The 15,053-nt window shown below is 71.8% G+C and carries 13 protein-coding genes; 2 read left to right on the top strand and 11 right to left on the bottom strand.

The window, feature by feature from the left end; translation table 11 throughout:
• Positions 1-44: 44 nt before the first annotated feature.
• The 7 genes from ACFU0Y_RS11790 to ACFU0Y_RS11820 form a co-directional block, all read right to left on the bottom strand.
• On the bottom strand, positions 45-143 hold the full coding sequence (locus tag ACFU0Y_RS11790) for a 30S ribosomal protein bS22 (RefSeq protein ID WP_005504750.1): 99 nt from the start codon (positions 141-143) through the stop codon (positions 45-47).
• Positions 144-308: 165 nt separating this feature from the next.
• Positions 309-1,154 carry a FadR/GntR family transcriptional regulator gene (locus tag ACFU0Y_RS11795; protein WP_380214704.1) on the bottom strand — a complete coding sequence of 282 codons (846 nt, stop codon included), beginning with the start codon at positions 1,152-1,154 and terminating at the stop codon, positions 309-311.
• Between the two features lie 114 nt (positions 1,155-1,268).
• Complete coding sequence (gdhA, locus tag ACFU0Y_RS11800) at positions 1,269-2,609, bottom strand: NADP-specific glutamate dehydrogenase (RefSeq protein WP_380214705.1); 1,341 nt, start codon at positions 2,607-2,609, stop codon at positions 1,269-1,271.
• A gap of 35 nt (positions 2,610-2,644) precedes the next feature.
• Positions 2,645-3,241 carry an ArsR/SmtB family transcription factor gene (locus ACFU0Y_RS11805; RefSeq protein ID WP_380214706.1) on the bottom strand — a complete coding sequence of 199 codons (597 nt, stop codon included), beginning with the start codon at positions 3,239-3,241 and terminating at the stop codon, positions 2,645-2,647.
• Between the two features lie 149 nt (positions 3,242-3,390).
• Positions 3,391-4,602 (bottom strand): acetoin utilization protein AcuC, encoded by a 1,212-nt coding sequence (locus ACFU0Y_RS11810; RefSeq protein ID WP_380214708.1) that lies wholly within the window; start codon positions 4,600-4,602, stop codon positions 3,391-3,393.
• Between the two features lie 92 nt (positions 4,603-4,694).
• The gene (locus ACFU0Y_RS11815; RefSeq protein WP_380214710.1) at positions 4,695-5,411 is read right to left on the bottom strand and encodes a potassium channel family protein; all 717 of its coding nucleotides are present in this window, start codon (positions 5,409-5,411) and stop codon (positions 4,695-4,697) included.
• Between the two features lie 49 nt (positions 5,412-5,460).
• Positions 5,461-6,900, bottom strand: coding sequence for a TrkH family potassium uptake protein (locus tag ACFU0Y_RS11820; RefSeq protein ID WP_380214711.1), 1,440 nt, complete (start codon positions 6,898-6,900; stop codon positions 5,461-5,463).
• Positions 6,901-7,024: 124 nt separating this feature from the next.
• Between ACFU0Y_RS11820 and ACFU0Y_RS11825 the strand changes: the two genes are divergently transcribed.
• Both ACFU0Y_RS11825 and ACFU0Y_RS11830 read left to right on the top strand, forming a co-directional pair.
• Positions 7,025-8,437: a TrkH family potassium uptake protein gene (locus tag ACFU0Y_RS11825; RefSeq protein ID WP_380214712.1), complete on the top strand. Its 1,413-nt coding sequence runs from the start codon at positions 7,025-7,027 to the stop codon at positions 8,435-8,437.
• Positions 8,430-9,098, top strand: coding sequence for a potassium channel family protein (locus tag ACFU0Y_RS11830; protein WP_380214713.1), 669 nt, complete (start codon positions 8,430-8,432; stop codon positions 9,096-9,098). Before ACFU0Y_RS11825 ends, ACFU0Y_RS11830 begins: the two co-directional genes overlap by 8 nt.
• Positions 9,099-9,141: 43 nt before the next feature.
• On the opposite strand, the gene proC is transcribed toward ACFU0Y_RS11830, so the two are convergent.
• From proC to topA, 4 genes are all read right to left on the bottom strand, one after another.
• Positions 9,142-9,978 (bottom strand): pyrroline-5-carboxylate reductase, encoded by an 837-nt coding sequence (gene proC / locus ACFU0Y_RS11835; RefSeq protein ID WP_380214714.1) that lies wholly within the window; start codon positions 9,976-9,978, stop codon positions 9,142-9,144.
• Positions 9,979-10,098: 120 nt separating this feature from the next.
• Positions 10,099-10,986, bottom strand: coding sequence for a sugar phosphate isomerase/epimerase family protein (locus tag ACFU0Y_RS11840; protein WP_380214715.1), 888 nt, complete (start codon positions 10,984-10,986; stop codon positions 10,099-10,101).
• Complete coding sequence (locus ACFU0Y_RS11845) at positions 10,983-11,960, bottom strand: Ppx/GppA family phosphatase (RefSeq protein WP_380214716.1); 978 nt, start codon at positions 11,958-11,960, stop codon at positions 10,983-10,985. The genes ACFU0Y_RS11840 and ACFU0Y_RS11845 overlap by 4 nt, the downstream gene beginning before the upstream one ends.
• A gap of 50 nt (positions 11,961-12,010) precedes the next feature.
• Complete coding sequence (gene topA / locus ACFU0Y_RS11850; protein WP_380214718.1) at positions 12,011-14,866, bottom strand: type I DNA topoisomerase; 2,856 nt, start codon at positions 14,864-14,866, stop codon at positions 12,011-12,013.
• Between the last annotated feature and the right edge of the window lie 187 nt (positions 14,867-15,053).

Consider the following 15,053-nt stretch of genomic DNA (forward strand, 5'->3'; position numbering starts at 1 on the left):
GTCCTGGATCGGACGGCGGCCCCGGTGGTGCGCTCAGCGCAGGGTCACTTCTTGTTGCGGCGCTGGTGACGGGTCTTGCGGAGCAGCTTGCGGTGCTTCTTCTTGGACATCCGCTTGCGGCGCTTCTTGATCACTGAACCCATAGGATCCCTCGCATCTTCATGTCTCGGTGGTGTGGCCCCGGGAGCTCCGCGCAACAGGCGGGAACCAGGGGTGCCGGCCTGCGGACGGTGACGGCCGGGCAAACGTTCACTGACACCCTACCGTCTTGTGGGGAGATTGCTGCATTCGGCCCCGGCGCGGACGCCTCAGGCGCTGCGGGACACGGGTGCGGCCCCGTCCCCGGGCTCCTCCCCGAAGCCGTCCGCGTACTCGTCCGCACCGCCGGCCCGCGGCTGCGCCGGGGCACCGGGCGGATTGAGCTCGGCGGGCGCGTCCGGCGCCGGGCCGGGCGTGCGCTGCTCCTGGTCGGGGTCCACGCCGGCCTCGCGGTACTGGTACTCGATGTGCTCGGCCACCAGCCGGGACGCGAGCCGGCGATCACCGGCGGCCACCGCCGAGTAGATGGCGTGGTGCTCCGCGCGCAGCCGCTCCGCGGTGGTGCTCCACAGCGGCACGTGGCCCACGAGGGCCATCGTGTACTCGTAGATCGAGTCCCGCAGGGAGGACATGAGGGCCGAGACCACGGAGTTGCCGGCGGTCTTGCACAGGGCGATGTGGAAGCTGACCTCGAGGTGGTGGAACTCCTTGAGGGACAGGTCGTCCCGGGCCATCTGCTCGAGCAGCGCCCGCAGCTCGGCCATGGCCGGGTGCTCCGGGTCCGAGCGCTCCAGGGCCCACGTCTCGAGCAGCACCCGGGTCTGCACGATGTCCCGCAGCGGATAGTCCGAGGTGGCCATGTGCAACTGCAGCGCGGGACCGGCGGAGGCGGCGGGTTCCCGCACCAGCATGGGCAGGATCGACTTGCGCGGCCCCGCGAACAGCCGCACGATGCCCTGGGCCTCCAGGGTCTTGAGCGCCTCCCGCATGGTGCTGCGGGACACGCGGTGGATGGCCGCGAGGTCGCGGTCCGAGGGCAGTTGTTGGCCCAGCACGAGATGGCCGTCGAACAGCTCGTTCTCCAGCCACTGCAGGACCTGCCGATGCGTTGCCATAGTCTCCAGGGTAGGTCCACCGCGGCCCTCCGTGGGACGAACGCGGGTCCGGACGTGTCGGAAGTGCGGACGGGGAGCCCCGGCCGGGCCCGGCGGACCGGGCCCGGCACGGGATCAGATGAGGCCCTGCGCCATCATGGCGCCGGCCACCTTCATGAACCCGGCGATGTTCGCACCGGCCACGTAGTTGCCGGGCATGCCGTAGTCCTCGGCGGTCTCGGCGCACGTGTCGTGGATCGACTTCATGATCTGGCCGAGCCGCTCCTCCGTGTACTCGAAGGTCCACGAGTCGCGGGAGGCGTTCTGCTGCATCTCCAGCGCGGACGTGGCCACGCCCCCGGCGTTGGCCGCCTTGCCCGGGCCGAAGAGCACGTCCGCCTCCTGGAACAGGCGGGTGGCCTCGCCCGTGGTGGGCATGTTGGCGCCCTCCGCCACGGCGAGCACGCCGTGGCCCAGCAGCTTCTTGGCGTGGGAGCCGTCCAGCTCGTTCTGGGTGGCGCACGGCAGGGCCACGGTGCCGGGGACGTCCCAGACCGAACCCTTGGCGATGAACCGGGCGCGCCCGCCGCGGCGCTCGGCGTACTCGGCGATCCGGCCGCGCTCGACCTCCTTGACCTCGCGGAGCAGGTCCAGCTCGATGCCGTCCGGGTCCACCACGTAGCCGCTGGAGTCCGAGGCGGTGACCACGGTGGCCCCGAGCTGCTGCGCCCGGCTGATCGCGAAGGTCGCCACGTTGCCCGATCCGGAGACCAGCACGGTCTGCCCGTCGAAGGACTGACCGCGGGTCTGCAGCATCTCCTCGGCGAACATCACGGTGCCGAAGCCGGTGGCCTCGGTGCGGACCAGGGAGCCGCCCCAGCTGAGGCCCTTGCCGGTGAGCACGCTGGACTCGTAGCGGTTGGTGATCCGCTTGTACTGGCCGAAGAGGTAGCCGATCTCCCGGCCGCCCACGCCGATGTCACCGGCGGGGACGTCGGTGTACTCGCCGATGTGGCGGTAGAGCTCGGTCATGAAGGACTGGCAGAAGCGCATGATCTCACCGTCGGAGCGCCCGCTCGGGTCGAAGTCCGAACCACCTTTGCCGCCGCCGATGGGCATGCCGGTGAGGGCGTTCTTGAAGATCTGCTCGAAGCCCAGGAACTTCACGATCCCGAGGTACACGGAGGGGTGGAAGCGCAGGCCGCCCTTGTAGGGCCCGAGCGCGGAGTTGAACTCCACGCGGAAGCCGCGGTTGATGTGCACGCGGCCCTGGTCGTCGGTCCACGGGACGCGGAAGATGATCTGCCGCTCCGGCTCGCAGATCCGCTCGAGCACCGCGGCCTCGAGCAGCTCGGGGTGTCGTGCGACCACCGGGCCCAGGGAGTCGAAGACCTCGTCCACGGCCTGGTGGAACTCCACCTCTCCGGGGTTGCGGGCGAGTACGGCCTGGCGGATCGGGTACAGGTCCTCGTGCATGGTGCTCCTCGTTCGGATCGGGTGGGCCGGGCCGGTCACCGCCGCGGATTCCTGGTGCGGCGGCGCAGGCCGGAGAGGCTGGACAGGATGTCCGCCGCGCGAGCTCCCGCGCCCCTGCTCTGGCGTACGGGGACAGCGCCCTCGGGCGGCCGGGGACCGGGCGCCGGGATCGGCTCCGGCCCGGGAACACCGGCCTGGTACGGCACGGGAACCGCTCCGGCGCCCTCGACGTCCGTCCCGGGCGCCGCCTCCGGGATCCCGCCGGTCGCACCGGGGGCGGCGTCGGTCCCGGCGGCACCGGCCGGGGTGTCCCCGGTGCCGGTGGCGTCCTCCGCGGCGCGCCCGGGTGCGGCCACCTCGTGGGCCGCCCCGCCCACGACCTCGTGGATCCAGGTGGTGACCTCGGCCAACGGCTCCGGCTGCACGGCGTAGAGACGTCGTTGCCCCTGTGCCTCCATGGACACCATACCGGCCTCGCGCAGGATCTTCAGATGCTTCGAGACGGTCGGCTGAGAGACCCCCAGTTCGGCCACGAGGTCTCCCACGGGCCGCTCGCCGTCCTTGAGCGCGGTGAGGATGCCCCGCCTGGTCTTGTCGGCGATCACCGCGTACACGTCGTTGTTGCCCATCATCCGATCACTGTAAACGGGATGCCGCGCGGCTCCCGGCAACGGCACGTCCGGGCCACCGGCGCGGCCGGCACCGCGCCCGTCGGCGAGCCCGTCGTCGCGGTCGCCGGCACCCTCGGTGGCACGATCGCCGGGGCCCGCGGGCGGCGGAGTCAGTCGAACCACGGGTCCAGCCCCCACTGGGGGAAGACCTCCTTGCGAGTGGCCATGATGGTGCGGTCCGTCTCGTCGTTCGGGTCGAAGCCGACCTCCCAGGAGCGCCACCAGAGGTCCACCTCGTCGCCCATGACCCGCGGCGCCTCGGCGCCGTAGCGCTCGCGCACGTGGTCGCGCCACGGCTGCGGCACGGCGGTGCGCACGTCGATCGGACGGCCCGCCGCGACACCGACCAGGTGCGTCCAGGATCGGGGCACCACGTCGTAGCAGTTGTACCCGCCGCCGCCCGTGGCGATCCACCGTCCCTCGCACAGCTCGTGGGCCAGCCCGGCCACGGCCACCGCGGTCTGGCGCTGCGCGTCCACGCTGACGCGCAGGTGCGTGAGCTCGTCGGCGAAGTGCGAGTCGCAGCCGTGCTGGCTCACGATCACCTCGGGCCGGAACTGCCGCAGCAGGGGCGGGACCACGGCGTCGAACGCACGCAGCCACATGGAGTCGTCGGAGGCCGTGGGCATCGCCACGTTCACGGCGTGCCCCTCGGCCTCGCCGCGGCCGGTCTCGTTGGCGAAGCCCGTGCCCGGGAACAGGGTCAGGCCCGTCTCGTGCAGCGAGACGGTGAGGACGCGGGGGTCGTCGTAGAAGATCGACTGGGTGCCGTCGCCGTGGTGGCCGTCGACGTCCACGTAGGCCACCCGCCGCACCCCCTGGTCGAGCAGGTGCTGCACCGCCACGGCGCAGTCGTTGTAGATGCAGAAGCCGCTGGCCTTCTCGGCGTGGGCGTGGTGCATCCCGCCCCCGAAGTTCACGGCGTGCACCGCGTCCCCGGCCAGGATCGCCACGGCCCCCTGGTACGTGCCGCCCACGAGGCGGGCGCTCGCCTCGTGCACCCCCGGGTAGGCGGGGGTGTCCTCGGTGCCGAGCCCGCACTCGGGGACCTCCACGGAGGGGTCGGCGCTCACGGCCCGGACCGAGTCCACGTAGTGCTGCGGGTGGACGAGGTTGAGCACCTCGTCCGGGGCCACCTCGGGGACGTCCACCGTGACGTTGTCCCGGCGGTCGAGGCCGAACTCCTGGACCAGCCGGTAGGTGGCCTCGAGCCGGGACGGGTGCATGGGGTGGTGGTCCCCGAAGTTGTACTCGAGCAGGGCGGGGTCCCAGAACAGTCGCGTGGGGTACGGGGCGCCGGGCCCGGATGTAGCAGGAGTCACACGGCCATTAGACCACCCGCGGGCGTGGCCCGCTCCCGCGGGGGCGGCTCCAGCACCCTTTGTGTCCCTGCCCTGGTGTCCCTCGCCTCCGCTCAGTCGAGGTCGCTGAAGGCCTCGACCGCCGGGGCCGGTCCGGTCACGAGGATCTGGTCGTCCTCGTACAGCACGGTCCCCGGCTCGGTCGGCTCCCAGGCCCCGCCCGGACGGCGCACCGCCACGACGGAGACCTCGTGGACGCGCCGGACGTCGAGGGCGTCGAGCGGTCGCTGCTGGACGGCCTCCGGTGCAGGGCAACGGATGAGAGCGAATCCCTCGTCGATCGACACGAAGTCCAGCACCCTGCCCTGGATGAGGTGGGCGGAACGAACGCCCATGTCGTGCTCCGGGCTGATGACGTGGTGGACACCCAGCTGTCCGAGGATCTCGGCGTGGGGCGTGGTGATGGCCTTGGCCCAGATCTCCGGGCGACCGAACTTCAGCAACCGGGAGGCCACCAGGATGCTGGCCTGGACGTCGGAGCCGATGCCCACGACGACCTTGTCGAACTCGTCGACGCCGAGCTGGCGCAGCACTTGTTCCTGCGTGGCGTCGGCGCGCACCACGCTGGTCAGCTGGCCGTTGAGCTCCTGCACCACGTCCTCGTCCACGTCGATTCCCAGCACCTCGGCTCCGTTGCGCATCAGCTCGAGAGCCAGAGCGGCACCGAACCGGCCCAACCCGATGACGGCAGTGCTGCTCCGGGCAGCGGGACGGCGCCCAGCGGCGGACCGCCGGCGCGCGGACGGGTGGTCAGGACGGGACGGGGACACGGGAACCTCCACGGTACGGGGGCGGACAGGGACGCGGACGGGGGCGGGGTCAGCCGATCAGGGGGCGTTCCCTGGGCAGCTCGTAGAGGGCCTTTCGGCTCCGCGCCGCCAGGGCCGTGGCGACGGTGATGGGACCCAGCCGGCCGAGGACCATGAGGACGACGAGCACGCCCTGGCCCGCTGCGGAGAGACCCGCGGTGATCCCGGTGGACAGGCCCACCGTGGCGAAGGCGGAGATCGCCTCGAACAGGATCCGGTCCAGGCCCAAATCCTCGTGCAGCAGCATCAGGATCATGGTTCCGGTGACCACCGCGCCGAGGGAGAGCACGACCACCGTGATCGCCTGCCGCTGCACCGACCTGGACAGGCGCCTGCCCAGGACGTGCACGGCGCTCCCGCCCGTGATCTCGGTCAAGGCGACGAAGCCCAGGACGGCGACGGTGGTGACCTTCAGGCCTCCGGCCGTTCCGGCGGGACCGCCGCCGACCAGCATCAGGAGGTCCAGCCCGAGCCAGGACACCGGGTGCATCGCGGCGATGTCGATGCTGTTGAAACCGGCGGTGCGGGCGATCGTGGACTGGAAGAACCCGGCCAGCAGCTTCTCGTCGGCTCGCATGGGCCCGAGCGTGGCGGGATTGGACCACTCCACCGCGCACAGGAAGACGGTGCCGGCAGCCAGGAGCACCCCTGTGGCGAACAGCACGATCCGGGTGTTCATGCTCCACCGCCGGGGCCGGCGCCACTCCCGGCGCAACTGGTAGAGCACCGGGAAGCCCAGTCCGCCCAGGACCACGGCGACGATGATCGGCAGGTTGATCCAGGGGTCGGCGGCGAAGTCCATGATCGACAGTGTGTAGAGGGCGAACCCGGCGTTGTTGAACGCCGAGACCGAGTGGAACACTCCGTGCCACACGGCTTGGGCCGGCGGATAGCCGTAGCCGGTCAGGAAGCGCAGGGCGAGCGCCGCTGCCACGACCGCCTCGATCACGAGCGTGGTGCCCAGGATGCGCAGCAGCACCCGGCGCATGTCCCCGTAGCCGGGGTTCTTCGTCTCGGTGGAGCTCATGATCCTGGCCGTCAGACCCAGCCGGCGCGCCAGCAGGATCCCGAGCACGGTCGCGAAGGACATCACCCCGAACCCGCCGATCTGGATCAGCGTGAGGATCACCGCCTGCCCGAACGGGGTCCAGTAGGTCGGCGTGTCCACGACGACCAGCCCGGTCACGCAGATCGCCGAGGTGGCCGTGAAGATCGCCTCCATCGCCGTCGCGCCGCCCGGGCCGGTCCTCGACACCGGCAGCATCAACAGGGCGGCGCCGGTCAGCAGGGCGAGGCCGAAACCTCCCATGATGAGCTGGGCGGTGCGGGCGGGCGTGGTCTCCCGCGGATCCGAGCTCCACCGGCTCCGGCGAGGGCGTGGTCGCCGGAGCCGGGAGGCACGGGTCAGGCGGCGGACCCGGGCCCGCAGCAGGGCCTCTTCCAAGGGCATGGGCGACAACCTACACCTGAGGCTGCCCGCCGTGGGCGAGCTTCGGTGGAATACTGTCTCGGGTCGAGGCACCTGCCGCGGCCGCCGCCCGGACCGGGCCGTCAGGACACCAGGAGGAGAGTGCGTGAGCCACCTGCAGCGCGGGCCCTGGATCCGCCCGGAGGAGCGCGGTCGCTTCTGGCTGCTGACCTCGCTGCGCGACCTGGTGGACAGGATCGCGGCGTCCTCCCCGGCCCGGCTGGCGCTCATCGTCTTCGCCGTCGTCGTCTCGGCCTTCTCCTTCCTGCTGTGGCTGCCCGTCTCCTCCGCCCCGGGGATCGACACCGCCTTCGTGGACGCAGCCTTCACCGCGACCTCCGCCGTCACCGTGACGGGACTGACGACCGTCGCCACCGGGGAGAACTGGTCGTTCTTCGGCCAGTTCGTCATCATGGTCGCCATGCAGATCGGGGGTCTCGGCACCCTCACCATGACGTCGATCCTCGCCCTCGCCGTGGGTCGCAAGCTCGGGCTCAGATCGCGGATCCTGACGCAGGAGGCCCTCAACATCGGACGGCTCGGTGAGGTCGGCTCGCTGCTGCAGATCATCGTCCTGACCTCCGTGAGCATCGAGGCGGTGCTCGCCACGATCCTCACCATCGGATTCCTGGCCGAGGGCGAACCCGTGCTCACAGCGCTCTGGCACGGGGTGTTCTACGCGATCTCCGCGTTCAACAACGGAGGGTTCGTCCCCAACGCGGCGGGGCTCGGTCCCTACACGACGTCGTGGCTGATCGTCGTGCCCATCGCCCTCGGGGTGTTCATCGGCTCCCTCGGCTTCCCCGTCGTCCTGGTGGTGCGTCAGGTGGGGCTGCGGTTCAGCCGGTGGAACCTCAACACGAAGCTCACCGTGACGACGACGACCGTGCTGCTCGTCCTGGCATGGATCATGTACACCGCGTTCGAGTGGTCCAACCCCGGCACCCTGCGGGACCTCTCCGTGGGCGAGAAGATCTTCAACGGCTTCTTCTCCTCGGTGAACATGCGCTCGGGGGGCTTCGCGCTCGTCGACACCAACAGCGAGCTGCCGCAGACGCTGCTGATGACGGACGCCATGATGTTCGCGGGCGGCGGGTCGGCGTCCACGGCCGGCGGCATCAAGGTCACCACGCTCGCCGTCGTGTTCCTCGCGGTCCTGGCCGAGGCCCGGGGCGACCGGTCCGTCATCGCCTTCTACCGGACCATCCCCGAGGAGGCGTTGCGGATCGCGATCTCGGTCATCATGATGGGGGCGACGATCGTGCTGGTGGCCTGCGGGTTCCTGCTCGCGTTCTCCGACGCCCCGCTGGACCGGGTGCTCTTCGAGGTGATCTCGGCCTACGCCACGTGCGGACTGAGCGTGGGCCTGTCCGCGGAGCTCCCGCCGGAGGGCAAGTACGTGCTCGTGGCGACCATGTTCGTGGGACGCATCGGCATCACCACCGTGGCCGCAGCCCTGGCGCTGCGCTCGCGCCGGCGCCTGTACAAGTACCCCGAGGAAAGGCCCATCATTGGCTGACCGTTCGTCCCACAGCGCTCCCGTCCTGGTCATCGGTCTCGGCCGCTTCGGCACCGCCACCGCGCTCCAGCTGGCCCGCCAGGGGCGGGAGGTCCTGGGCGTGGAGCGGGACGCCCAGCTGGTCCAGAAGCTCTCCGGGCAGCTCACCCACGTGGTCGAGGCGGAGGCCACGGACATCGACGCCCTGCGCCAGCTGGGCGCGGCCGAGTTCGACTCCGCCGTGGTCGGTGTCGGCACGTCCATCGAGTCCAGCGTGCTCATCACGGCGAACCTCGTGGACCTCGGGGTGAGCCGGATCTGGGCGAAGGCCATCACGCCGTCGCACGGCAAGATCCTCTCCCGCATCGGGGCCCACCACGTGATCTTCCCCGAGGCGGACGCGGGGCGGCGCACCGCGCACCTGGTCTCGGGCCGGCTGCTGGACTACATCGAGTTCGACGACGACTTCGCGATCGTCAAGATGTATCCGCCGCGGGAGGTGCAGGGCTTCACGCTGGGCGACTCCCACGTCCGCTCGAAGTACGGCGTGACCGTGGTGGGCGTGAAGTCCCCGGGCGAGGACTTCACGTACGCCCGCCCCGACACCAAGGTCACCTCCCGCGACCTGCTGATCGTCTCGGGGCACGTGGACCTGCTCGAGCGCTTCGCGGCCCGCCCCTGACCGCGGGCCAGCCGACCCGCTGAGCCGCCGGTCCGCGGGCCGCTCAGTCGCCGCTGAACTCGCGCGTGAGCTCCGCCGAACGGTCCGCCGAGGCCCGGGCGGCGGACGCGACGAGGTCCTCGAAGCCGTTGTCCTGGAAGGTCGTGATGGCCCGGTCCGTGGTGCCCTTGGGGCTGGTGACGGCCCGGCGCAGGGCTGCGGGGTCGGCCTCGGCCGGGCGCAGCAGCTCTCCGGCCCCGGAGACGGTCTCCTTCGCGAGGACCCGCGCGACGTCCGCCGGCAGCCCCATCCGCTCCCCTGCCTGCTGCATGGCCTCGGCCAGCAGGAACACGTAGGCCGGCCCGGAGCCCGAGACGCCGGTCACGGCGTCCACCTGCTCCTCGGGGACCTCGACCACGGTGCCCACGGCCTCGAGCACCCGGCGCACGGCCTCCGTCTGCTCCGGGCCGGTGGCGGCGCCCGGGGTCACCGAGACGACGCCGCGACCCACGCTGGAGGGCGTGTTCGGCATCGTGCGCACCACCGGCTGACCGGCGGGCAGGGCGCGCTCGAGGGCGTCCACGGAGATCCCCGCCGCCACCGACGCCACGACCGTGCCGGGGCGCAGGGCGGGGGCGATCTCGCGGGCGAGGTCGAGGATGCCGACCGGCTTCACGCCGAGCAGCACGACGTCCGCCTCGCGGGCGGCCCGGCGGTTCGCCTCGGGGTCCTCCCCGGTGACGTAGGGCTGCACGCCCGTCTCCGCCTCGAGCCGGCGGGCGCTCTCCGCGGAGCGGACGGTGGCCCGGACCTGCTCGACGGGCACGCCGGAGGCCAGCACCCCCCGCAGGATGGATCCGTTCATGGAGCCGCAGCCGAGGAAGGCGAGCACAGGGGTCATGGTGGGTGAGGTCCTCTCGTCGATGGATCGGGGCGGTGCGCCGGAGCACCGGCAGCGGGTCGGTGGCATCGGGTCGGTGGCATCGGGTCGGTGGTGGGGCGGGCCGCGGGACCGTGGCCGTCAGCTCTCGGCGACGCCGGTGCTCTCGGTGCCGCCGGCGCCCGCGTCATCGTCGTCGCCGTCGTCGTCGTCGTCGGACAGTGTCGTGTGCCGGCGGGCGAACTCGAGGGACTCCGCGAGCCACTGGGTGCGCTCCTCGGCGTTCTTCGAGCGGCGGGTCGAGACCTCGACCCCGATGATGCCCTGCCACCGGGTGGAGGCGAGGTGCTCGAGGGACTCGGCCACCGGCTGCACGCCGTGGCCGGGCAGCAGGTGCTCGTCCGCCGTGGTCTCCCCGGACCCGTCGGTCAGGTGGACGTGGCCCAGCCGGGGGCCCAGCTCCTGGATGGCGGCCAGGGAGTCCATCCGGGCGGTCGCGGCGTGCGAGAAGTCCCACGTCACCCAGTCGTAGTCCTGGCCCAGCGGACTGTAGTGCGGGGCGTAGACCACGGTGTCGTGGCCGCGGACCCGCCAGGGGTACATGTTCTCCACGGAGATCTTCACCCCCGTGGCCTGGGAGACCGCCCGCACGCCCTCCACGAAGTTCGCGGCGTACCGGCGCTGCCACCGGAAGGGCGGGTGGACGACGACGACCTCCGCGCCCACCTGCTCGGTGAGCGCGGCGGCCATCTGGATCTTGGTCCACGACTTGCCCCACACCTGCTGGGTGAGCAGCAGGGTGGGGGCGTGGATGGTCGAGATGGGGAGCTGGTGGCGCTGCACGAGGTCCTGCAGCTGGTGGGTGAGCTGGCTCATCCGCTCGTGCGTGACGAGCACCTCCACGCTGTCGTAGCCCAGCTCCACGGCGGCCTCGAAGGTCTCCGGCACCCCGAGCGGATAGAGGGAGCTGGTGGACAGCGCCACGTGCGGACGGTACGGCTCCGGGGCCGCGCCCGGCTGCGCGCTCATGCCGCACCCACCAGGTGCCGGGGGTCCACGGTGCGGACGTCGGAGTGGCTGTTCAGCTGGTCCAGGCGGCGCAGGATCAGCCCCTCGCGCAGCGCCCACGGGCAGATCCGGATCGACTCGACGCCGTAGGCGTCCATCGCGGACTCGGCCACCACGGCTCCGGCGAGGATCTGTTGGGCCCGGACGGCGGAGACTCCGGGCAGCTCGGCGCGCTCGTCCGGGGACATGGCCTCCATCCGGCGGCTCCACAGCCGGAGGTCCTCGAGGTGGAGGGTCCGGGGCACGTAGGGGCCCATCGCGTACGGTGCGGCTCCACAGATCCGCGCGAGGGAGCGGAACGTCTTGGAGGTCCCGGTCACGCAGGTGGGCTCCCCCGCCGCGCGGACCTTCTCGACGGCGGGTCTGAGCTCCTGGCGCACGTGCTTGCGCAGGGCCTTCATCTCCTTCGGGGTCGCCACGTCCCCGGCGATGAAGCTGCGCGTGAGCCGCCCCGCCCCGAGCGGCACCGAGGTCGCCACGGTGGGCAGCGCGTTGTCGCCCAGGGCCATCTCGAAGGAGCCGCCGCCGATGTCGAGGTCCAGGACGGTCCCCGCGCCCCAGCCGAACCAGCGGCGCACCGCGAAGAACGTGACGGCCGCCTCCTGGTCCCCGGCCAGCTCCGTGAGGGTGACGCCGGAGCGGGACTGCACGTGGTCGAGCACCTGCGCCCCGTTGCCGGCCTCGCGGATCGCGGAGGTCGCGAAGGCCAGGAAGTCCTCGGCCCGGTTCTCCACGGCGAAGTCCCGGGCCTCGACCACGAACGCGGTGAGGGCGTCCCGGCCCGCGTCGGAGATGTTCCCGTCCGCGTCGAGGTACTGCACCAGGCGCAGGGCGAGCTTGTGGGACGCGTACGGCTCGGGCCGGGAGCCCGGGTAGACGTCCAGCAGGAGGAGGTGGACGGTGTTCGACCCCACGTCGAGGACTCCGAGACGCATGCCGTGGTGCTCCTTCGAGTTCCGTGTCCGTCCCGCGCGTGCGGAGCGGATCAGCCCTTGGACCCGGCGCGGGCGGGCTTGGCCGCCGCGGGCTTCTTGGCCGTGCTCTTCTTCGTCGTGCTGCTCCTGGCCGCTGCTCCCTTGGCCGCCGGCCCCTTGGCCGACGACCGCGCCGTCTTCTTCGGGGCGGGACCCTGGGCGCGCTTCTCCGCGAGCAGCTGGCTGGCGCGCGCCGGCGTGATCTGCTCCACGGTCTCGCCCCGCGGGACCGTCACGTTGGTCTCCCCGTCGGTGATGTACGGGCCGAACCGCCCGTCCTTGATCACCATGGGCCGCTCCGTGATCTGATCGGTGCCGAGGTCCGCGAGCGGCGGCTTGGCGGTGCCGCGGCCGCGCTGCTTGGGCTGGGCGTAGATCGCCAGCGCCTCGTCGAGGGTGACCGTGAACAGCTGCTCCTCGGACTGCAGCGACCGCGAGTCGCTCCCCTTCTTGAGGTAGGGCCCGAACCGGCCGTTCTGCACCGTGATCTCGTTGCCCTCGGCGTCCGTGCCCAGCGTGCGCGGCAGGGACAGGATCTTGAGCGCGTCCTCGAGGGTCACGTCCTGCAGGGTCATCGAGGAGAGCAGGGACCCCGTGCGGGGCTTCTCCCTGACCGGCTTCTTCGGGGGCTTGGGCTTGCCGTTCTTGTAGTACTCGACGGGCTGGGCCGCGAGCTCCTCGGCGGTGGGCTCGGGGATCACCTCGGTGACGTAGGGCCCGTAGCGGCCGTCCTTGGCCACGATGGCGCGCCCGGTCACGGGGTCGCGGCCGAGCTCCCGGCCGTCCGCCTTGCCCGTCTCGATGAGCTCCCGGGCCTTGTCCGGGGTGAGCTCGTCGGGGGCGAGGTCCTCCGGGACGTTCGCCCGGATCGGGTCGGTGATCTCCCCGGTCTCCGGGTCCACGGCCCCGGCCACCTCCAGGTAGGGGCCGAACTTGCCGACCCGCAGGGTGATGTCCTCGGTCACGGGGATGGAGTTCACCGCGCGGGCGTCGATCTCGCCGAGATCGTCGACGATGGGCTTGAGCCCGTTCTCGTGGCCCTGGGAGCCGAAGTAGAAGTCCTGCAGCCAGTCGGTGCTGTCCTCCTCGCCGCGGGCGATCCGGTCGAGACCCTCCTCCATCGCCGCGGTGAAGTCGTAGTCCACGTAGTCGGAGAAGTGCTCCTCGAGCAGGCGCACCACGGAGAACGCGATCCACGAGGGGATGAGCGCGGAGCCCCGCACGCGGACGTAGCCGCGGTCCATGATCGTGGAGATGGTGGCCGCGTAGGTCGAGGGCCGGCCGATGCCGAGCTCGTCGAGGACCTTGACGAGGGAGGCCTCGGTGTAGCGCGGCGGCGGCGAGGTGCGGTGCCCGTCCGCCTCGACGTCGGTCGCGTCCAGGCGGTCGCCCTCGGCCATCCGCGGGAGCCGCTTGTCGCCGTCCTTGCCCTCCTTGCCGCCGTCCTTGTCCGCGGCGGGGTCCTCGTCCCGGCCCTCCTCGTAGGCGGCCAGGAAGCCGCGGAACGTGATGACGGTGCCGGACGCGGAGAACTCGGCGTCCCGCCCGGCGGACGACGTCGCCCCGAGCCGCACGGTCGCCGTCGAGCCCTTGGCGTCGGCCATCTGGGAGGCCACGGTGCGCTTCCAGATCAGCTCGTAGAGCCGGTACGCGTCCGCGGACAGCTCGCCGCGGACCTGGTTCGGGGTCCGGAAGGAGTCCCCGGCCGGGCGCACGGCCTCGTGCGCCTCCTGCGCGTTCTTCGACTTTGAGCTGTAGAGCCGCGGGGCGCCGGGCACGAAGTCGGCGCCGTACAGCTCCGTGGCCTGCCGCCGGGCGGCCGAGACCGCCTGGTCGGACAGCGCCACGGAGTCGGTGCGCATGTAGGTGATGTAGCCGTTCTCGTAGAGCTTCTGCGCCACCTGCATGGTGGTGCGGGAGGTGAAGCGCAGCTTGCGCGCCGCCTCCTGCTGCAGCGTGGACGTGGTGAACGGTGCGGCCGGTCGGCGGGTGTACGGCTTGGTCTCGAGCGAGCGGACCGTGAACTCCGCGTCCTCGAGGCCGGCGGCCAGCTCGCGGGCGGCCTGCTCGTCCAGGTGCGCGAGCTTGTCGGCGGCGCCCTTGAGCACGCCGTCGTCGCCGAAGTCACGGCCCCCGGCCACCCGCTTGCCGTCCACGGAGGAGAGCCGGGCGCTGAAGGCGGTGCCGGCGTCCTCGCCGTCGGTGCGGGCGAAGGTGCCGCTGAGGTCCCAGTAGTCGGCGGGCACGAAGGCCATGCGCTGGCGCTCCCGCTCCACGACCAGCCGGGTGGCCACGGACTGGACGCGTCCGGCGGACAGCCCGGAGGCGATCTTGCGCCACAGCACCGGGGAGATCTCGTAGCCGTAGAGCCGGTCCAGGATGCGCCGGGTCTCCTGCGCGTCGACCAGGTCCTGGTCCAGCTCGCGCAGCTCCCCGAAGGCCCGCTCGATGGCCTCGCGGGTGATCTCGGAGAAGGTCAGCCGGTAGACGGGGATCTTGGGCTTGAGCACCTCCAGGAGGTGCCACGCGATGGCCTCCCCCTCGCGGTCGCCGTCGGTGGCGAGATAGAGGGCGTCCGCGTCCTTGAGCTTGCGCCGGAGCTCGGTGACCTTCTTCTTCTTGTCCGGGTTCACCACGTAGTACGGCTCGAAGCCGTGCTCCACGTCCACCGCGAACTTGCCGTAGGGACCCTTCTTGAGCTCCGCCGGCAGCTCCGAGGGCTGCGGGAGGTCGCGGATGTGCCCCATCGAGGACTCGACCTCGTAGGCGTCGCCGAGGTACCCGGCGATGGTCTTGACCTTGGAGGGGGACTCCACGATGAGCAGGCTCTTGCCCGTTCCCGGGCTCTGGGTGGCCTTCGTTGGCACGGTACTCCTTGCTGCGGTCCGCGGTGCCGCGGGCCGCCGCGCTGCTGGACGTCGGGGCGGACGGGCGGGCGTCGGCCCGCCGTTGCGCTCCACCATAACGCCTCACCGCCGTCAACCCCCGCGCGGCGGGGACCCGGGGGACCTCGGCGTCCCCGGCCGGGACGCCCGGGGCCGCCCGGGGCGGGCG

This window comes from Kocuria sp. NPDC057446 (assembly GCF_042802875.1).
Taxonomy (GTDB): domain Bacteria; phylum Actinomycetota; class Actinomycetes; order Actinomycetales; family Micrococcaceae; genus Kocuria.